We start from the raw sequence: 18,587 nt of genomic DNA on the forward strand, positions 1-18,587 counted from the left end.
TTCAATTGTCTCTCCGGAAGCCGTGGGCACGCTTCGCTTTACCACCCTACGGCGTCGTGGCCGCGGCGAGCCGCCTGTTGAACATCTCGACATTGACGAGCCCGCGCGCGTGGCGGCCTTCGCCGAGCTTGCGCGTGCCCTCGAAGGCCTCGACCTCGAAGCGGATGACTCGGCGTTCGACGGCGACGACCTTCGCGGTGGTCCGCACCGTCGCGCCGACGAGGGCGGCTGCGAGATGGCGGATGTCGACCTCGGTGCCGACAGTGACCCAGCCGGGCTGAAGCGCAGCGCGGATCGCATCGCCCGCCGTCATCTCCATTTCCAGGATCATCATCGGCGTCGCGTAGACAAACGGCATGCCCGGCACGAAGTGCCCGACCGTGCGCTCGGCCGGGACCACCAGCGTGCGCTCGGCGCTCATGCCGACCTTGATGAAATCGCGTGCGTCCATGGGGGCCTCACACACGGTGTCGTCCTGGACAAGCGCGCCTTAAGCGCGCGCCGATCCCGGACCCATAACCACAGGACGTCGTGGTTTCGGGGACTCGGAGTTACCGCTTCACCGCATAACCACTCCCTGTGGTTATGGCTCCCGGATCTGCGCTGACGTTTGTCCGGGACGACAGCGGTGATTGACGCTACAGCGCTGGCTACTTCTTCGCCGCCGCCGCGCGCTCCACGAACGTCTTGCCGCCCTTCATCTTGTGGCGGAGCGGGGCTTCGTTGATCTGGATGACGACGGCATCGGCATCGACGCCGAGATTCTTCACCAACGCCTGGGTGATGTCGCGCATCATGCCGGCCTTTTGCTCGTCGGTGCGGCCTTCGGCCATGCTGACAGTGATCTCAGGCATCGTCTTCTCCCTGTTGCTGTCGTCATGGCCGGGCTTGTCCAGGCCATCCACGTGCTCATCCATCAAACAAGACGTGGATGCCCGGGACAAGCCCGGGCATGACGGCTTGGCGGAATGGCTATCCCCACTTTACGTCATGGCGGGCCAGGACCTCGCGCACCTTGGCGACGAGATCGGCTTCGCTGCACGAGAACTGCGCCGGCCGGCTCTCGCGCCATTCCTGGTTGGAGGCGATCGCAGCCGCCGCCTTGGCGCCTTCGATCAGATCCTTGATCTGCAGCTCGCCGCGCGCCTTTTCATCCGAGCCCTGGATGATCACGCACGGTGAATTGCGGCGGTCGGCATATTTGAGCTGATTGCCCATGTTCTTGGGATTGCCGAGATAGAGCTCGGCGCGGATGCCGGCGGTGCGCAAGCTTGCCACCATCTTCTGATAGTCGGCGACGCGGTCGCGGTCGAACACGGTGACGACGACGGGCCCGAATTCAGGCCGCGTGTCGAGCTTGCCGAGCAGCGTCAGCGCGGCCTGGAGCCGCGACACGCCGATCGAGAAGCCGGTGGCCGGCACCGGCTCGCCGCGGAAACGTGAGACGAGGCCATCGTAACGCCCGCCCCCGCCGACCGAGCCGAAGCGCACCGGGCGGCCCTTCTCGTCCTTGGTCTCGAGCAGCAGTTCGACCTCGTAGACGGGGCCGGTGTAATATTCGAGGCCGCGCACCACGGAGGGATCGATCTTGATGCGGTCGGCACCGTAGCCCGACGCAATCACCAGCTTGGCAATCTCCTCCAGCTCGCTCACGCCGGCCTGACCGACTGCGCTCTTGGCGAGGTAGGTCTCCGCCGCGGCAATGGCGTCTTTCCAATCGTCGCGCGGTTTGGTGATGGCGAGAACGACGTCAGCTTCGGCGTCGCTCAGATTGGCGCCCTTGGTGAAGTCGCCCTTGCCTTCTTCGCCGCCGTCCCATCGTCCGGGACCGAGCAGCTTGCGCACTTCGTCGGCGGAAAACTTGTCGAGCTTGTCGATGGCGCGCAGCACGGTCAGCCTACGGCCTGCGTTCTCGTCGCCACCGAGCCCGATGGCTTCCAGCACGCCATCGAGCACTTTGCGGTTGTTGACCTTCACGACATAGGAGCCGCGCGCGATGCCGAGCGCCTCCATCGTGTCCGCAGCCATCATGCAGATCTCGGCATCCGCCGCCGGCGTCGCCGAGCCGACCGTGTCGGCGTCGAACTGCATGAACTGCCGAAAGCGGCCCGGGCCGGGCTTTTCGTTGCGGAAGACATAGCCGACCCGGTAGCTGCGGTAGGGCAAAACCAGAGCGTCGCTGCCGTAGCGCTCGCCGACATAGCGGGCGAGCGGCGCCGTCAAATCGTAGCGCAGGCTGATCCACTGCTCGTCGTCGTCCTGGAACGAGAACACGCCCTCGTTCGGACGATCCTGGTCGGGCAGGAACTTGCCGAGCGCGTCGGTGTATTCCATCGCCGGCGTCTCCACGGGCTCGAACCCGTAGAGCTCGTAGACGGCGCGGATCTTCTCGACCATCTCGCGCGTCGCCCGGATCGCTGACGGATCGCGATCCTCGAGCCCGCGCGGCAGGCGCGCCTTCAGTTTCTGGGGTTTTTTGGGTTTCTCGGCCATGCGCGGCGTTTACCAGCCGGGGCGCGAGGCGGCAACCGGTGCTTAGGGAACGCCGTCATTCCGGGGCGATGCGCAAGCATCGAACCCGGAATCTCGAGATTCCCCGGTGCGCAATTGCGCACCTGAGGTCTGGTCGTTCGGACCGTTCCGGAATGACGGCCAACCTTTACGGCTGCTCCATCCGTGCCCTCAGAGCATCCGCGTCCGCCTTCGGCAGCGACTTCAGCGTCGGCTTGATGGTTTCGCCGCCGACGATCTTGCCGTTGCGCATGAACATCCAGTCCGAAATGTCGGCCTCGGTGAACTTGACCTCGTCGCCGGCCCGCTTGCCGGGCAGGTCACGCGGTTCGTTGGCGAACAGACCGGAATAGGTCCCGTCTGGCCGCTTCTTCACCTCGCCGATCCAGATGTGCTCACCGCCCTTGCGGGTCGAGAAGCGCACCTTCAGGGCGTGCCCGGCCTCCGACGGCTTTGGCGATTGATAGGAGGCCCAGAAAGTCGGCAGCGTGCCGCGGGCGCGCGCGATCGCGGCATTCATCTCGGGATCGCTGGTTCGCACATCGACGATCGGCGAGCGGTCTTGCGCGACCACCTCATGCATCGGGCCGATGGTCAGGATGCCGAAAACGGAGACGCCGGTGATTGCGGCGAGAACGACCCATTTCATGGGTTGGGAGAGTTTCGTTGCCATGGTCGCGATGTCCTGATGTCCAGATGTGTCCAGACTTTGTCGCATGTCGGCAACGGCACGTTCAGTGCACGAAAAACCACAAACGATGCGCGTTTCCCCTCTCCTCACGAAAGGAGAAACGCGCATCGCCGCATCTCAAAACACCTTGCGGATCCAGTTGTGCGGATCGTTGGTGCGGCCGTACTGGATGTCGACGAGCTGCTTGCGCAGGCCCATGGCGACGGGGCCGGCGGCGCCGCCCGAGATCTCGAAATCGCCGCTCACCGAGCGCACCTTGCCGATCGGCGAGATCACGGCCGCGGTACCGCAGGCAAACGCTTCCTTCAGCTTGCCGCTGACCGCATCCTTGCGCCACTGGTCGAGCGAATACGGCTCCTCGCGCACGGTTTTGCCGGCATCCTTGGCCAGCGCGATGATGGAATCGCGGGTGATGCCGGGCAGGATGGTGCCGAGCGGCGGCGTCGAGAGCGAGCCGTCGTCGAACACGAAGAACACGTTCATGCCGCCGAGCTCCTCGATATAGCGGCGCTCGATCGCGTCGAGGAAGACGACCTGATCGCAGCCATGCTGGATCGCTTCGGCCTGGGCGCGCAGGCTCGCGGCATAATTGCCGCCGCATTTGACCGCCCCGGTGCCGCCGACGGCAGCGCGCGTGTAATTCTCCGAGACCCAGATCGACACCGGCGCGGGACCGCCCTTGAAATAGGAGCCGACCGGCGAAGCGATGACGGCGAAGATATATTCGGACGACGGCTTGACGCCGAGGAAGGTCTCGCTCGCGATCATGAAGGGCCGCAGGTAAAGGCTGCCCTCGCCGCCCGGCATCCAGGCGCGGTCGATGCGCACGACCTGCTCGACCGCCTCGATGAAGACGTCCTCGGGCAGCTGCGCCATCGCCATGCGGTCGGCCGAGTCCTTGAAGCGCCGCGCATTGGCGTCGGGACGGAACAGGTTCACGCCGCCGTCGTCACGCTTGTAGGCCTTCAGACCCTCGAAAATTTCCTGGGCGTAGTGCAGCACCGCGCCGGCCGGATCGAGCTGGAAGTTGGCGCGTGCCTCGATCTTCGCCTCGTACCAGCCGCCCTTGGCCTGATTGTAGCGCACGATCGCCATGTGATCGGTGAAGACCCGTCCGAAGCCGGGATCCACCAGCTTGGCCACGCGGTCCTTCTCGGACGTCGGATTGGATGCGGGCTGGATGTCGAATTTCATGCTCATGTCCTTGCCTCCCGCTGCCGGTGGCGACGCCGTTCTGGCGCCGGCCTGCCCCTTTCGGGTCCGGCTGGCTTGATTGGTTTTAGGCCGGACCACCGCCAGCCTTGTTACGGCCGGTTTCCGTGGCCAGCATATCGCCGAGGACATGCTTTTGCGGAAGGCGGAAGTCCAGTATGTTTTGCCGAAACGCCGCTCGACAATCGCACGGTAGATCTGATCCGGCCGTCGTCGCCTGTCCGGCTCTCTCCAGCCGCCCTGCTTCGATGCCACCCGCGCGAAACGATCTAAAATTTCGTGCTGGTCGATCGTTTTGTAACATTGAACCCAAGATACGTCAATATGCCTGACATAAATTTCGCGACTTCCTCTCACGACGCCGCCGAGCCCAAGCCGGCCGCAGACGACGGAGGCAATTTGCGCTGGGATATCATCGAGCTACTGTTCTTCGCCTATCGCGACTTCGTCGGCGACCCCGACCAGGAGCTGGAGGCTTTTGGCTTCGGCCGGGCCCATCACCGGGTCATGCACTTCGTCTACCGCTATCCCGGTCTCAAGGTCGCCGATCTGCTCGACGTCCTGCGCATCACCAAGCAGTCGCTCGGCCGCGTGCTCAAGCAGCTGCTGGACGAGGGCTACATCGTGCAGAAGACCGGCGACAATGACCGCCGCCAGCGCCTGCTCTACGCGACGCCGAAGGGCGAGGCGCTGGTGCAGAAGCTCGCCGGTCTGCAGACCACGCGGATCACCAAGGCGCTCGCCGAAATGGGTCCGCAGGATGCCGAGACGGTCAAGCGCTTCCTGCGCGCGATGATCGATCGCGACGATCCGGACAAGGTGCTCGAGACGATCTTCGCTTCCGTCAACCACGACGCCAAGGAGTGACCGTGACGCTCGCTGCCACTCTCGCCCGCCCGCCGGCACGCCCGGCCGATGACGCGCCGCATCTGCTGCTCGTCGACGACGACCGCCGCATCCGCGATCTGCTCTCGCGCTTCCTCGCCGCCGAGGGCTACCGCGTCACCACCGCCGCGAGTGCCGGCGATGCACGCTCGAAACTGCAGGGCCTGCATTTCGACCTCTTGATCCTCGACGTCATGATGCCCGGCGAGACCGGCTTCGATCTGGCCCGCTTCATCCGGACATCCTCCTCGGTGCCGATCGTGATGCTGACGGCACGACACGAGGCGGAAGCGCGCATCGAGGGCCTGCAGATCGGCGCCGACGATTACGTGGCGAAACCGTTCGAGCCGCGCGAGCTGGCGCTGCGCATCAACAACATCCTCAAGCGCGCCGCTCCGCCGCCGCAAGCCACGGCGGTGGAGAAGATCGCGTTCGGTCCCTACGTCTATCATCTCGATCGCGGCGAGCTGCGCCAGGGCGAGGAGGTCATCCACCTCACCGACCGCGAGCGCGAGATGCTGCGCATTCTCTCGGAGACGCCGGGCGAGACCGTGCCGCGCAGCGCGCTGACCGGCAACGGCAGCGTCAACGAGCGCGCCGTCGACGTGCAGATCAACCGCCTCAGGCGCAAGATCGAGACCGACCCCGCCAATCCGCTGTTCCTCCAGGCGGTGCGCGGCATCGGCTACCGGCTGGTAGCCTCGCCATAAATCAGTGAAGCGCGAGCGATGAGCACGATCGATACCGGCCTGACGCTGCTCCGAAGCGCCGCCGGCCGCGTTTCCGCCGCCAATGGCTGGATGGGCAACGCGTTCAAGGGCTGGATGCCGACCGGCCTCTACGCCCGCGCGCTCCTCATCATGATCGTGCCGATGGTGGTGCTGCAATCGGTCGTCGCCTTCGTGTTCATGGAGCGGCACTGGAACACGGTGACGCGCCGACTGTCGGCCGCCGTGGTGCAGGACATCGCCGCGCTGATCGACGTCTACAAGGGTTATCCGCAAGATAAGGATCGCGACCAGATCCGCCGCATCGCGCAGCAGCGCCTCGGCCTCGTGGTCGACTTCCTGCCCGCCGGCGACATGCCGCCGCCGGGACCAAAGCCGTTCTTCTCGCTGCTCGACCAGACGCTGTCCGTGCAGCTCGGCCGCCAGATCGGGCGCTCGTTCTGGATCGACACGGTCGGCCGCTCCAATCTCGTCGAGATCCGCATCCAGCTCGACGACGCCGTGATGCGCGTGTTCGCGCAGCGCAGCGCCGCCTATGCCTCCAACTCGGAGATCTTCCTGTTCTGGATGGTCGGCACGTCGTCGATCCTGCTGATCGTCGCCGTGCTGTTCCTGCGCAACCAGATCAAGCCGATCCTGCGCCTCGCTGACGCTGCCGAAAGCTTCGGCAAGGGCCGCGAGGCGCCGAACTTCCGCCCAAGGGGCGCGCGCGAGGTGCGGCGCGCAGCGGTCGCCTTCCTCGAGATGAAATCGCGCATCGAGCGCACCATGGAGCAGCGCACCGCGATGCTCGCCGGCGTCAGTCACGATCTGCGCACCATCCTGACCCGCTTCAAGCTGGAGCTGGCGCTGATCGGCGACAGCCCCGAGCTCGAGGGCATGCGCAAGGACGTCGACGAAATGTCGATGATGCTGGAAGATTACCTCGCCTTCGCCCGCGGCGATTCCGGTGAGCAGTCGCAGCCGACCGACATGGCGCAGGCGCTCGAGGAGCTGCGCAGCGATGCCGAGCGCCACGGCCATACCGCGACCGTCGCCTTCCATGGCCTGCCCGTGGTGACGGTGAAGCCGGCCTCGTTCAAGCGCTGCCTCGCCAATCTCGTCACCAACGCGGCGCGCTACGGCAAGGCCATCGCCATCACCGGCCAGCGCGATCACCGTTATTTGACCGTGACGATCGACGACGACGGACCTGGCATACCCGCGCATTTGCGCGAAGAGGTGTTCAAGCCGTTCCTGCGGCTGGACAACGCCCGCAACCAGGATGAAGGCGGCACCGGCCTCGGCCTTGCCATCGCCCGCGACATCGCCCGCTCGCATGGCGGCGACATTACGCTTGGCGACAGCCCGATGGGGGGACTAAGGGCGAGCGTCAGGATACCGGTGTAGCCGCCGTAGCCCTACTTCGGCAGCAGCGCCTTCAGCTTGTCCATGTCGCGCACGTTCATCTTGAAGCCGCCGGGCATCACGATGTCGCCGGGCTTCTGGTCCGGCTTGCAGGACCCGAGCCATTTGGCTTGCAGCGTCATGGTGGTATCGCGCCCCGCAGCGCCGGCGACACCGCCTTGTGCGTGCGAGGAGGTCTTCACCGTATAGGCCGAGTTGAAATCGCCGGTGATCTCGGCATGCGAGGTCGTGCTGACGCCGGCGACGCTGCATTCGGAATCGCTGACATAGCCGGTCGCGGTCTTCTTGATCTCCTGCTTGGCGCAGATCTGCTTGGCCATCGGGGAGACGTTGTTGCTCATCTCCTTGTCGACGGTCTCGTCGGTGCAGTGCTGCATGGTCATCTCGGGCACGGGCGAGCCTGATGTGACCAGCTTCATCTCCCAAAGACCGGCCTTGCGCACCGGCAGGTCGTCGGCAAAGGCACCGCCTGCCGAAACCACGAGGCAAAGGGCCGAGCCGAGCAAAGCGAGTTTGCGCGTCATGTGAAAAGGCTCCCGGCTGAGAGAGTGCGGCGTTACGACAACGCCTCAATAGAGCGTGCGGATCGGCTGGTCGGCGGCGCCATAAGGCACCCAGCGGCAGGAGAACGAGATGTAACCGCCCTCATAGGCCTGCACCGCCAGGAATTTCACGACCTTGCCGTAGCGCGCGCAGTGATCTACCGCCGCCTGGCGCGCATCGACCTGGGTGGCCATTGAATAGGCGATGATGCCGCCGGTGTCATTGCCCTTGAACGGCGGCACATAGTCAGCGCGCGCCGACTGGCTCGCCATCATACCCGAGACAACCAGGCTGGCGAGAAGACCCGCGGCCGCAATGATTCGCATTCCCGTCACTCCAATTGGCTGGCGGGCAGTTTACGGTGCCGGGAGGGAAGTGGAAAGAACCCAAGCCTGCCAACCACGAAGTTGTGGTCAACTCCTGGCGAAGTGTTGCCGCGCTGCACTTGACCTCCCCCGGCCTTCGCGGCACCGTCCAACCTTCGCAAGACCTTAGCTGTCCGGATTGACCATGCGCGTTTCCTTCCTGAAATTGCTCCGCTATGCCGCCGTGCTCGGCCTCATGTTCGGAGCGATGTCGCTCGGTGAGGCCAGGGCCGCCAATCCGCTGGAGCTGAACTTCTGGCTGAGCGGCCCGCGCTATGACGGCGCCGTCGCCGATTGCGACCGGGCGCTGCCGACCATCGCCACCCAGTTCTGGGAAAAGGAAAGCACGTTCTGGAATTCCTCGTTGAGGATCACCAGCTTCGCCGCCGTTCGCGAGACCGCATTCCGGCCCTGGCAGTCCGACAATATTCCCCGCCGCTATTGCACCGGCGAGGCCATGCTCAATGACGGCAAGGTGCGCAAGGTGCACTTCTCGATCATCGAGGATGGCGGCTTCGCAGGCTATGGCAACGGCGTCGAGTGGTGCGTGGTCGGGCTCGACCGCAACTGGGCCTACAATCCGGCCTGCCGCGCCGCCAAGCCCTGATTGGGAAGCCCTGATTGGTCGCTCGAGGCGCCGAACGGCGGCCGCCCCGAATTTTGTTCTTGAAATGTTCCTATCGCCTGCTAGGCTTCCTTGCACAGTCTAGTTGAGGGGCGTCGCCATGTTTCATTCCAGATTGCATCCGTTCTCCCGTCTCGTGATCTCCCTGACCCTTGCCGCCGGACTGGCCTTGTTGGCCGGTGGCGCGAACGCCCAGGACAAGCGGCAGAACGCGCCCGGCGAATTCGACTTCTATGTGCTGTCGCTGTCGTGGTCGCCCTCGTTCTGCGAGGAGGCCGCCGAGCGTGGCGGCCGCTCGCAGATCCAGTGCAGCGGTCGGCCCTACGCTTTCGTGGTGCATGGGCTGTGGCCACAATATGAGAACGGCTTCCCGGAATATTGCCAGCGGCCCGCACCGCGGCTGAACCGCAGCATCGTCTCCTCGATGCTTGATCTGATGCCGGCGCCGGGCCTGATCTTCAACGAATGGGACAAGCACGGCACCTGCTCGGGCCTCGAGGGCCGCAGCTATTTCGAGACGATCCGCAAGGCGCGCGCTGCGATCAAGATCCCGGCCGAATATCTCGATTTGTCGCAGGCCAAGACCGTGGCACCGGCGGAAGTCGAGGAAGCCTTCATCAAGGCCAATCCGGGGCTGAGCAATGCCGCCGTCTCGGTCACCTGCAACCGGACGCGGCTGTCCGAGGTCCGTATCTGCCTCAGCAAGGACCTGCAATTCCGCGCTTGCGACGAGATCGAACGCCGCACCTGCCGCCGCGATCAGGTGACGATGCCGCCGATCAGGGGCGGATAGGATTTGTTCGCCGTCATTCCGGGGGCGCGCGCGGAGCGCGAACGATGATGCGCATTTGCGCATCTGAGAATCCATCCAGCAGCATGCGCCGTGGCGAAATGGATTCCGCGCTCGGTGCCATGCACCGCCCGAAATGACAGCAGTTACTTTCGGCGCGTGATGTCGTAACTCTTCGCCATGAATTACCGCCACGCCTTCCACGCCGGCAACTTCGCCGATGTCATCAAGCACATCGTGCTGGCGCGCATCATCACCTATCTGCAGGACAAGCCGGGGGCGTTCCGCGTCATCGACACCCATGCCGGCGCCGGCCTCTACGATCTCGACAGCGACGAGGCGCGCCGGGGCGGCGAATGGCTGACCGGCATCGCGCGGCTGATGCAGGCGCGCCTCTCGAACGAGACCCTCGCGCTGGTACAACCCTATCTCGATATCGTCCGCGCCTTCAATCCCAAGGGTGAGCTCAAGGCCTATCCAGGCTCGCCCTTGATTGCGCGCGGCCTGCTCCGGCCGCAAGATCGGCTCATCGCATGCGAGCTCGAGCCGAAGGCGCGAAAAGCGCTGATCGACGTGCTGCGCCGCGACGAACAGGCCCGCGTGGTCGACCTCGACGGCTGGATGGCGCTGCCGGCTTTCGTGCCGCCGAAGGAGCGGCGCGGCCTCGTGCTGATCGATCCGCCCTTCGAGGCCAAGGACGAGTTCGAGCGGCTGGGCGAAGCCTTCTCCACCGCCTTCGCGAAATGGCCAACCGGCATCTATGTCATTTGGTATCCGGCCAAGATTCGGCGCGCCACCGACACACTGGTTCAAACGGTGGCGCGGCTCGCATCTGCAGCAAAACCGCCGGGAAATTGTCTGCGCCTCGAATTCAGCGTCGCGCCTCAGCTCGATGGCGGAGCTCTCGCCTCCACCGGGCTCCTGATCGTCAATCCGCCCTACACGCTGCAGGGCGAGCTCAAGACGATCCTGCCCGAGCTGGAAATGCCGCTCGGCCAAGGTGGTGCTGCCAGATTCCGATTGGAGGTGCCCAAGCCTTAAAGCCAGCCCGTAACACTCCGGCATTCTTGGGAAAAATATGCAGGAGCGGTAGTCAATCTGCAGAGAACCGTATTATGCTGTTTCCGTGACTGGCTTTACGTTCCGCTTCCGCGAATGGTTGCGGCGGAGTGAAGGCCTAAGAAAGATCCGGCCGGACCGTTGAAGTCCGCCCAAGGATGGCCAGCTCCCGGGCTCCGTAGTGCCCCGTCATGTCGTGACGTGAGTCTGCGTCGCGGCGGAGGAGCAATGAGGGGGAGTTTCCCGATGGCCATGACGGGAACGGTCAAGTTTTTCAACGGCGAACGCGGCTACGGTTTCATCAAGCCTGACGACGGCGGCCGCGACGTCTTCGTACATATTACTGCTGTGGAGCGGGCCGGACTGAAGGACCTTGCGGAAGGACAGCGTATTACTTTCGAAGTCGAACCCGACAAGAAGGGGAAGGGACCGAAGGCGGTCAATCTGGTCATCCTCTCCTAGCGGGCCTGACGCACAACATTCGGCGCAATACTTGGCGCAAAAATACTTGGCAAAAAAATCCCGGCCGCGAGCGGCCGGGAGGTTGTGGTCCGGTATTTTTTTCTTCAGCTATCAGAAGCGATAGTTCACGCCTGCGCGCACAACGCTGGCGCTATAGCCGTTTGACACCCCTGTAATTGCGAACTGTGTCGTTGACAGATCGATGTAGAGATATTCCAGCTTGGCGCTCCAGTTCGGGGCCAGACCGACTTCCGCACCGGCGCCGATGGTCCAGCCGGCGGTGGTGTGCGATTCCGTCCAGCCGAAGGTCTGCGCACGCAGCTCGCCGAAGGCGAGGCCGGCGGTGCCATAGAACAGCACGTTGCTGAAGGCATAGCCGGCGCGGCCGCGCAGGGTGCCGAACCACGGATTGGAGAATTTCCACGGCGCGAAGGTGTCGTCGGCACCCGCGGCCTGGATGTCGCCCTCGACGCCGAACACAAAGGGGCCATTCTGGAAGTTGTAGCCGGCCTGCACGCCGCCGACGAAGCCCGACGGCTTCGAGGGGTTGTTGTCCACCGAGCCCCATTCATAGCCGATGTTGCCGCCGAGATACGGGCCTGCCCAGCTATATGCGTTGAGCGGCTGGTTGACGGTATAGGGTGCGCGCTGACCGTAAGTCATGTCGGCGGCCTCCGCCGAAGCTGTCCAGCCGGCGGCAACCAACGCGGCTGCGCCCACAACGAGCCTCTTCATCACTTAACTCCAACGCAACTGCCGTCACCGGTGCGGCCCCCGCGCCGCCGCGCGAGGCAAAACGCATGGTTACGGAACCACCACTTTTTCGCGTAAGATTTATCGAGAGTTTTAAGTTAAAGGGCTGTTAAGCTGGGTTACCGCGCTGTTAACAGGCTTAAGCAAGCGTTACCGGGAACTGCGCCGCCATCCTGTGCGTGCCGCACGGCCGGAACTTCAAATCGGCACCCCCAGCGCCTAAATTCGCTCCATGGTTCACGATTCCACCGACAATCCGGAAGACCGCGCGCGCAAACCCGTGCGTGGCGCCGTGCCGGACGTCCCAGCCGAAACGCCTCCGGACCTCGATCCCGCCACCAGCGGCGGCGATGACGAGGACGATGCGCGGCTGCCCGATATCCTGGAAGAGAGCGGCGCCGTCGGCGAAGGACCGCTGGCGACTGGCCATGAGGCGATCGAACGCGCGGTCCGGCTCGCCCCGACCTCGCCCGGCGTCTATCGCATGCTCAATGCGAATGCCGACGTGCTCTATGTCGGCAAGGCCAAGAACGTCAAAAAGCGCCTTTCCAACTATGCGCGCCAGAATGCACCGCAGCCGGCCCGCATCCTGCGCATGATCGCGGCCACGGTGACCGTGGAGATCGTCTCGACCAACACCGAGACCGAGGCGCTGCTGCTGGAAGCCAACCTCATCAAGCAGCTGCGGCCGCGCTTCAACGTGCAGCTGCGCGACGACAAATCGTTTCCCTACATCCTGATCACCGGCGACCATTGGGCGCCGCAGATCCTGAAACATCGCGGCGCGCAGAGCCGGCCGGGGCGCTATTTCGGGCCCTTCGCCTCCGCCGGCGCAGTCAACCGCACCATCACGGCGCTGCAGCGCGCCTTCCTGATCCGCTCCTGCACCGATTCCTTCTTCGAGAGCCGCAGCCGGCCCTGCCTGCTCTACCAGATCCGCCGCTGCGCCGGCCCCTGCACCCGAGAGATCGACTTCGGCGGCTATACCACCCTGGTGCGCGAGGCGAGTGACTTCCTGTCCGGCAAGAGCCATGCGGTGAAGCAGGAGCTTGCAGGCGAGATGGAGAAGGCGTCCGGTGAGCTCGAGTTCGAGCGCGCCGCGCTCTACCGCGACCGCCTCGCCGCGCTGTCGGCGATCCAGTCGCAGCAGGGCATCAATCCGCGCACGGTGGAGGAGGCCGACGTGTTCGCCATCCATCAGGAGGGCGGCTTCTCCTGCGTCGAGGTGTTCTTCTTCCGCACCGGCCAGAACTGGGGCAACCGGGCCTATTTTCCGCGCGCGGAGAAGACGTACACCCCGGAAGAGGTGCTCGGCTCCTTCCTCGCCCAGTTCTACGACGACAAGCCGCCGCCGAGGAACATCCTGCTCTCGCACGAGATCGAGGAAAGCGAGCTGCTCGCCAATGCGCTGTCGATCAAGGCCGGCCACAAGGTCGAGGTCACCGCGCCCAAGCGCGGCGAGAAAAAGGAACTCGTCGCCCACGCGTTGACCAATGCGCGCGAAGCCCTCGGCCGCAAGCTCGCGGACACCGCCACGCAAAGCCGCCTGCTCGATGCCATCGCCACGACGCTGAGCCTGCCCCATTCGCCCAAGCGCATCGAGGTCTACGACAACAGCCACATCCAGGGCACCAATGCGGTCGGCGCCATGATCGTCGCCGGCCCCGACGGTTTCGTGAAGAACCAGTACCGCAAGTTCAACATCAAGTCGGAAGGGATCACGCCGGGCGACGACTTCGCCATGATGCGCGAGGTGCTGGAGCGGCGCTTCAAGCGCCTGATCAACCCGCCCGAGGAGGGTGCGACCAAAGCCAAGGACGACGACTTCCCGCAATGGCCTGATCTCGTCATCATCGACGGCGGCCGCGGCCAGCTCAACGCCGTTCGCGAGATCTTCGCCAATCTCGGCCTGACCCAGGTGTCGCTGATGTCGGTCGCCAAGGGGCCGGACCGGGATGCCGGACGCGAGACCCTGTTCATGCCCGAGCGCGAGGCGATCAAGCTGGAGCCGCGCGATCCCGTGCTCTATTTCATCCAGCGGCTGCGCGACGAGGCCCACCGCTTCGTCATCGGCTCCCACCGCAAGCTGCGCAAGAAGGACATCCGCGAGGCCGGTTTGCAGGAGATTCCGGGCATCGGCCCGTCACGCAAACGTGCCTTGCTGCATCATTTCGGAACCCTGAAGGAGATCGAACGGGCCTCGATCGCCGATCTCGGCAAGGTTCCGGGGGTCAGTGCCGAGAGTGCGCGCAGGATTTTCGAGTATTTCCATCCCCAGCCGGGATGAATTAAAGGGGGACCGCAGTCATATGATCGTCGTGTCCGCACCTCATTTGGGGTGCGGGACGGTTGACGTTCAGGCAGCAGCGGTATTGGTAGGACGGATGAACATCGCCACCACACGAGGGACGACCAGCCGCGCGATGTCCCTCCCCAACATCCTGACCTATGGCCGGATCGCCGCGATCCCGGTCGTCGTCGGATGCATCTATGCGCAGTCGATTCTGGATCAGCCGCTCTGGCTGCGCTGGGTGGCGGTCGCCCTCTTCATCGCGGCCGCGGTCACCGATTACCTCGACGGCTATTACGCGCGGATCTGGAATCAGCAATCGGCGTTCGGCCGGATGCTCGACCCGATCGCCGACAAGCTATTGGTCGCCTCGTGCCTGCTGATGCTGGCCGCCGACGGCATCATCCATGGCTGGTCGCTGTGGGCCGCCATCGTGATCCTGTGCCGCGAGATCCTGGTCTCGGGCCTGCGCGAATACCTCGCCGCGCTCCGGGTCAGCGTGCCCGTGACCAAGCTTGCGAAGTGGAAGACCACGGTCCAGCTCGTCGCGATCGGCTTCCTGCTCGCAGGACCGGCCGGCGACGAGGTGGTGCCCGTCGTCTCGATGATTGGCCTCGCGCTGCTGTGGGCCTCGGCGATCGTGACCATCTATACCGGCTACGATTATTTCCGCGCCGGCATCCATCACCTCATCAAGGAGGACGAGGGATGAAGGTGAAGTATTTCGCCTGGGTGCGCGAGCGCGTCGGCAAGGCGGAGGAGACCATCGAGCCGCCGGCGACCGTGCGCACCGTCGAGGAGTTGATCGCCTGGCTGTCCGGCCAGAGCGAGGCCTATGCCTACGCGTTCGAGAAGCCGAAGGTGATCCGCACCGCGATCGACCACGCTCATGTCAAATCGGATGCCGCGATCGCGGGCGCCCGCGAGATCGCGTTTTTCCCGCCGATGACCGGCGGTTAGGCCATGTCTTCCCCAGCCGCCAGCTGCCCTGTCACCATCCGTATTCAGGAAGACGATTTCGACATCGCGCGCGAGATCGCGGTCCTGACCAAGAGCCGGACCGACATCGGCGCGGTCGTGAGCTTCTCCGGCATCTGCCGCGCGGACGATGACAGCGCCAAGGTCGCCGCGCTCACGCTCGAGCACTATCCTGGCATGGCCGAGGAAGAGATCATGCGCCATGCCGACGAGGCGACCTCGCGCTGGCCGCTGAACGGCGTCACCGTGATCCATCGCGTCGGCCGCTTCATGCCGGGCCAGAACATCGTGCTGGTGCTGACCGCCTCGCAGCACCGCCAGGCCGCATTCCATGCCGCCGAGTTCCTGATGGACTACCTCAAGACCAGCGCCCCGTTCTGGAAGAAGGAAGAGAGCGCCACCGGCACCGGCTGGGTCGAGGCCCACGCCCGTGACGACGAGGCCGCCGCACGCTGGACCAAATCCTGATGGCAAGAGCATCCAAAAAGACCGCGCGCAGCCGCGCCGCGCCGAAGCTCGCGACAGTCGGACGCGGCGAGCTTCTCACGCTGCTCGACTATGTCCGCTACGCGGTGAGCCGCTTCGTTGAAGCAAAACTCGCCTTTGCTCATGGCACGACCGATCCGGTCGCCGAAGCCGCCTTCCTGGTCTGCGAGGCGCTGCATCTGCATCCCGAACAGCTCGAAAGCTTTGCCAACGCGCGCGTCACGGCCGCCGAGGGCAAGACCGTGCTCGATCTGATCCACCAGCGCGTGACCACGCGCAAACCGGCCGCCTATCTCGTCAACAAGATCTACATGCGTGGCCTGCCCTTCTATGTCGACGAGCGCGTCATCGTTCCGCGCTCCTTCATCGGCGAACTGCTGGATTCGCATTTTGGCGGCGACGGCGAGGCCGGATCGCTGATCGACGACCCTACGGGCGTAGAGCGCGTGCTCGATCTCTGCACGGGATCGGGATGCCTCGCCATCCTCGCCGCGCAGCATTTCCCGAACGCCGCCGTCGATGCCGTCGATATCTCGAAGGGAGCGTTCGAGGTCGCCACGCGAAATGTCGGCGAATACGGGCTCGAGGACCGGATCAGCCTGTATCGCGGCGATCTGTTCGCTCCGCTCGGCGATGCGCGTTACGACCTGATCATCACCAACCCGCCCTATGTCGACGCAGAAGGCATGGCCGCACTGCCGCCTGAGTGCCGGGCCGAACCCAAGCTCGCCTTCGACGGTGGCGCCGACGGCCTCGACGTGGTCCGCCGCATCCTGGCTGAGGCGCCCGATCATCTCACCCCGGACGGCGGACTGATCTGCGAGATCGGCCGCGGCCGCGAATTGGTCGACGAGGCCTTTCCGGAACTGCCGCTGCTCTGGCTCGACACCGAAGACTCCGAGGGCGAGGTGTTCTGGATCGCGGCCGCCGATCTCGCCTGATTCACCACGACGGACGGAGCTCCGTCGGAACAAGTCAAATTCCGCCACGTTCATCCCCCGAACGAATTTTCTCGCTCTCGGAGGATGTCCGTATGCTCGCGCCATCGGGCGAATTGCTGCGCGCCGGCATGGCGCTGAAGCTCAACCACGTCAAACGCGCCGCTCAATCCTATCTGCGTGACCAGACCAGCCAGGCGACCGGCAAGGTGACGTCTTACGCCGTGGCCGGCGGGCTGTTTGCGGTCGCGGGCCTGTTCGTGATCGCGGCATTCTTCGTCGGGCTGATCGCCCTGTACCGCTGGGTCGCCATCAACTACGGGCAGTTCTGGGGTTTCGGTGCCGTCGGCGGCGTGCTGCTGGTGCTGGCGGCGGTCTGCGCGGGCGTGGCAATGGCGCAGATGAAGCGCAAAGCCAAGCCGATCGTGCCGCTGGCCAGCCGGTTGCGCGTTGCGATCGCGACCCCGCGGATCCCGCGCGGAACGGTCAAGGAGGCCGTGAAGGAGGTTGCGACCACGATTCCCCTTGCGCCGCTCGCACCAGGCGAGCGCCGCCATGGCGCAAGAGCCCGGCCCGTTCGCACCAACCGACCCGTGCAGCTTGGCTTGATGCTCGCCGCGATTGGGTTGGCAGGGTTCACGGCAGCGCGCCGCCGGCGTCACGGCCGGAGATTGGACGCTTAAATGCTGGTGCGGCGCTCCGAACAGATCGACTCCTGGCTGCTGGTGGCGGCGACGGCCGTCTTCGTGCTGACGGCGGAGCGCTACTTTCAGGACAGGGACCTGGTCCCATCGGGGCCACCGCAAGACCATCGCAAAGGCGAGGCGAATTCACCGGAAACGCATCCCGCGCGCGCGGCCGTGCAGCCCGGCCATGGCCGCCGCGCCAAGAGCCCGTTTGAGATCCCCTGGAAGGGCTGGAAGGATATCTTCTGGCGGACCTATCAGCGCATCGATGAGGATCGCCTGCTGGCGACCGCGGGCGGCGTCGTGTTCTTCGGGCTGCTCGCGGTCTTCCCGGCGGTCACGGCGGTGGTCTCGTCTTACGGCCTGTTCGCCGATCCCGCGACAATCAGCGCCAATCTGCAGACGCTTGCAACGATGCTGCCCGAGGGCTCGTTTCAGATCGTCGAGGACCAGGTGGCGCGCGTGGTCTCGCATGGCAATACCACGCTCGGTGCCACGTTCCTGCTCGGCCTTCTGCTGGCAATCTGGAGCGCCAATGCGGGGGTCAAGGCGATCTTCGATGCCCTCAATGTGGCCTATGAGGAACGCGAGAAGCGCAGCTTTATCCGGCTCAACATGGTCTCGCTGGCCTTCACGGTCGGCGGCATCGTGGCACTGCTGGTGATGGTGGGGGTTGTCGTTGCCTTTCCGCTGGCGCTCAATCATCTCGGCATGGCGCCCGAAAGCAAGCTGATCGTGGCGCTGGCACGATGGCCGCTCATGTTCCTCATCCTGCTGGTAGCGCTTGCGATCCTCTACCGCTTCGCGCCCAGCCGCGATGCGCCGCGCTGGCAATGGCTGAGCCTCGGCGCGGTGATCGCCGCCATCCTCTGGATCGCCGGCTCGGCGCTGCTGTCCTGGTATCTCTCGGAATTCGCCAATTACAATGCGACCTACGGCTCGCTCGGCGCGGCAATCGGCCTGATGACCTGGATGTGGATGTCGGCGATCGTCATCATGTTCGGCGCCGAGCTGAATTCGGAGCTCGAACGGCAGACGCTGAAGGACACGACCGCGGGGCCACCCAAGCCGCTCGGCACCCGCGACGCCGTCTCGGCCGACACGGTGGGAGCCGCCGCGCCAGCCTGACCGCGCCCGGGAACGAGCCGCTATCCCCTCGAATCAACAATGATGATAAG

22 protein-coding genes are annotated in these 18,587 nt (G+C 64.8%); 14 read left to right on the forward strand and 8 right to left on the reverse strand.

Features of this window, described 5'->3' with window-relative positions; genetic code table 11:
* Positions 1 to 46: 46 nt before the first annotated feature.
* From BM190_RS13050 to BM190_RS13070, 5 genes are all read right to left on the reverse strand, one after another.
* On the reverse strand, positions 47 to 451 hold the full coding sequence (locus BM190_RS13050) for a thioesterase family protein (RefSeq protein WP_092255082.1): 405 nt from the start codon (positions 449 to 451) through the stop codon (positions 47 to 49).
* 199 nt (positions 452 to 650) lie between these two features.
* Positions 651 to 917 carry a tautomerase family protein gene (locus BM190_RS13055; RefSeq protein ID WP_283806120.1) on the reverse strand — a complete coding sequence of 89 codons (267 nt, stop codon included), beginning with the start codon at positions 915 to 917 and terminating at the stop codon, positions 651 to 653.
* Positions 918 to 972: 55 nt separating this feature from the next.
* Positions 973 to 2,493 carry a histidine--tRNA ligase gene (gene hisS, locus BM190_RS13060; protein WP_092255085.1) on the reverse strand — a complete coding sequence of 507 codons (1,521 nt, stop codon included), beginning with the start codon at positions 2,491 to 2,493 and terminating at the stop codon, positions 973 to 975.
* A 166-nt stretch (positions 2,494 to 2,659) separates the two neighbouring features.
* Positions 2,660 to 3,184, reverse strand: a complete 525-nt coding sequence (locus tag BM190_RS13065) for a YegJ family protein (RefSeq protein ID WP_092255088.1) — start codon at positions 3,182 to 3,184, stop codon at positions 2,660 to 2,662.
* A gap of 135 nt (positions 3,185 to 3,319) precedes the next feature.
* Positions 3,320 to 4,402 carry a branched-chain amino acid aminotransferase gene (locus BM190_RS13070; RefSeq protein ID WP_092255091.1) on the reverse strand — a complete coding sequence of 361 codons (1,083 nt, stop codon included), beginning with the start codon at positions 4,400 to 4,402 and terminating at the stop codon, positions 3,320 to 3,322.
* A gap of 336 nt (positions 4,403 to 4,738) precedes the next feature.
* Here BM190_RS13070 and BM190_RS13075 point away from each other — a divergent pair, with 336 nt between their 5' ends.
* From BM190_RS13075 to BM190_RS13085, 3 genes are read left to right on the forward strand one after another with little or no spacing between them, the layout of a single operon-like run.
* Positions 4,739 to 5,281 (forward strand): MarR family winged helix-turn-helix transcriptional regulator, encoded by a 543-nt coding sequence (locus BM190_RS13075; protein ID WP_028140157.1) that lies wholly within the window; start codon positions 4,739 to 4,741, stop codon positions 5,279 to 5,281.
* The gene (locus BM190_RS13080) at positions 5,278 to 6,009 is read left to right on the forward strand and encodes a response regulator (protein WP_018318345.1); all 732 of its coding nucleotides are present in this window, start codon (positions 5,278 to 5,280) and stop codon (positions 6,007 to 6,009) included. Before BM190_RS13075 ends, BM190_RS13080 begins: the two co-directional genes overlap by 4 nt.
* Positions 6,010 to 6,027: 18 nt before the next feature.
* A complete protein-coding gene (locus BM190_RS13085; RefSeq protein WP_018318346.1) occupies positions 6,028 to 7,416 on the forward strand; it encodes an ATP-binding protein in 1,389 nt (462 codons plus the stop codon).
* Positions 7,417 to 7,427: 11 nt separating this feature from the next.
* Here BM190_RS13085 and BM190_RS13090 read toward each other — a convergent pair whose 3' ends face one another.
* Both BM190_RS13090 and BM190_RS13095 read right to left on the reverse strand, forming a co-directional pair.
* On the reverse strand, positions 7,428 to 7,958 hold the full coding sequence (locus BM190_RS13090) for a DUF3617 domain-containing protein (RefSeq protein WP_092255097.1): 531 nt from the start codon (positions 7,956 to 7,958) through the stop codon (positions 7,428 to 7,430).
* Positions 7,959 to 8,003: 45 nt separating this feature from the next.
* Entirely contained in the window at positions 8,004 to 8,303 is a 300-nt protein-coding gene (locus BM190_RS13095) for a hypothetical protein (protein WP_038947472.1), read from the reverse strand.
* Between the two features lie 184 nt (positions 8,304 to 8,487).
* Between BM190_RS13095 and BM190_RS13100 the strand changes: the two genes are divergently transcribed.
* The 4 genes from BM190_RS13100 to BM190_RS13115 all read left to right on the forward strand — a co-directional run bounded on the left by BM190_RS13100 (position 8,488) and on the right by BM190_RS13115 (position 11,278).
* A complete protein-coding gene (locus BM190_RS13100; RefSeq protein ID WP_092255100.1) occupies positions 8,488 to 8,949 on the forward strand; it encodes a hypothetical protein in 462 nt (153 codons plus the stop codon).
* 118 nt (positions 8,950 to 9,067) lie between these two features.
* The gene (locus tag BM190_RS13105) at positions 9,068 to 9,760 is read left to right on the forward strand and encodes a ribonuclease T2 family protein (protein ID WP_092255103.1); all 693 of its coding nucleotides are present in this window, start codon (positions 9,068 to 9,070) and stop codon (positions 9,758 to 9,760) included.
* A gap of 177 nt (positions 9,761 to 9,937) precedes the next feature.
* On the forward strand, positions 9,938 to 10,798 hold the full coding sequence (locus BM190_RS13110; protein WP_092255106.1) for a 23S rRNA (adenine(2030)-N(6))-methyltransferase RlmJ: 861 nt from the start codon (positions 9,938 to 9,940) through the stop codon (positions 10,796 to 10,798).
* Between the two features lie 264 nt (positions 10,799 to 11,062).
* The gene (locus BM190_RS13115) at positions 11,063 to 11,278 is read left to right on the forward strand and encodes a cold-shock protein (protein WP_008544396.1); all 216 of its coding nucleotides are present in this window, start codon (positions 11,063 to 11,065) and stop codon (positions 11,276 to 11,278) included.
* A gap of 111 nt (positions 11,279 to 11,389) precedes the next feature.
* Here the strand turns inward: BM190_RS13115 and BM190_RS13120 are convergent, their stop codons facing one another.
* On the reverse strand, positions 11,390 to 12,013 hold the full coding sequence (locus BM190_RS13120) for an outer membrane protein (protein ID WP_020508683.1): 624 nt from the start codon (positions 12,011 to 12,013) through the stop codon (positions 11,390 to 11,392).
* A gap of 250 nt (positions 12,014 to 12,263) precedes the next feature.
* On the opposite strand from BM190_RS13120, the gene uvrC reads away from it, so the two are divergent.
* From uvrC to BM190_RS13155, 7 genes are all read left to right on the forward strand, one after another.
* Entirely contained in the window at positions 12,264 to 14,318 is a 2,055-nt protein-coding gene (gene uvrC / locus BM190_RS13125; RefSeq protein WP_092255109.1) for an excinuclease ABC subunit UvrC, read from the forward strand.
* Positions 14,319 to 14,415: 97 nt separating this feature from the next.
* Positions 14,416 to 15,033, forward strand: a complete 618-nt coding sequence (gene pgsA, locus BM190_RS13130) for a CDP-diacylglycerol--glycerol-3-phosphate 3-phosphatidyltransferase (RefSeq protein ID WP_018318354.1) — start codon at positions 14,416 to 14,418, stop codon at positions 15,031 to 15,033.
* Complete coding sequence (gene moaD, locus BM190_RS13135) at positions 15,030 to 15,281, forward strand: molybdopterin converting factor subunit 1 (protein WP_018318355.1); 252 nt, start codon at positions 15,030 to 15,032, stop codon at positions 15,279 to 15,281. The genes pgsA and moaD overlap by 4 nt, the downstream gene beginning before the upstream one ends.
* A gap of 3 nt (positions 15,282 to 15,284) precedes the next feature.
* Positions 15,285 to 15,767, forward strand: a complete 483-nt coding sequence (locus BM190_RS13140) for a molybdenum cofactor biosynthesis protein MoaE (protein ID WP_092255112.1) — start codon at positions 15,285 to 15,287, stop codon at positions 15,765 to 15,767.
* Entirely contained in the window at positions 15,767 to 16,726 is a 960-nt protein-coding gene (prmB, locus tag BM190_RS13145) for a 50S ribosomal protein L3 N(5)-glutamine methyltransferase (RefSeq protein ID WP_018318357.1), read from the forward strand. The genes BM190_RS13140 and prmB overlap by 1 nt, the downstream gene beginning before the upstream one ends.
* A 92-nt stretch (positions 16,727 to 16,818) precedes the next feature.
* On the forward strand, positions 16,819 to 17,406 hold the full coding sequence (locus BM190_RS13150; protein ID WP_092255116.1) for a phage holin family protein: 588 nt from the start codon (positions 16,819 to 16,821) through the stop codon (positions 17,404 to 17,406).
* Positions 17,407 to 18,537 carry a YihY/virulence factor BrkB family protein gene (locus BM190_RS13155; RefSeq protein WP_092255120.1) on the forward strand — a complete coding sequence of 377 codons (1,131 nt, stop codon included), beginning with the start codon at positions 17,407 to 17,409 and terminating at the stop codon, positions 18,535 to 18,537.
* Positions 18,538 to 18,587 lie beyond the last annotated feature (50 nt).

This window comes from Bradyrhizobium sp. Rc3b, from assembly GCF_900114915.1.
GTDB lineage: Bacteria > Pseudomonadota > Alphaproteobacteria > Rhizobiales > Xanthobacteraceae > Bradyrhizobium.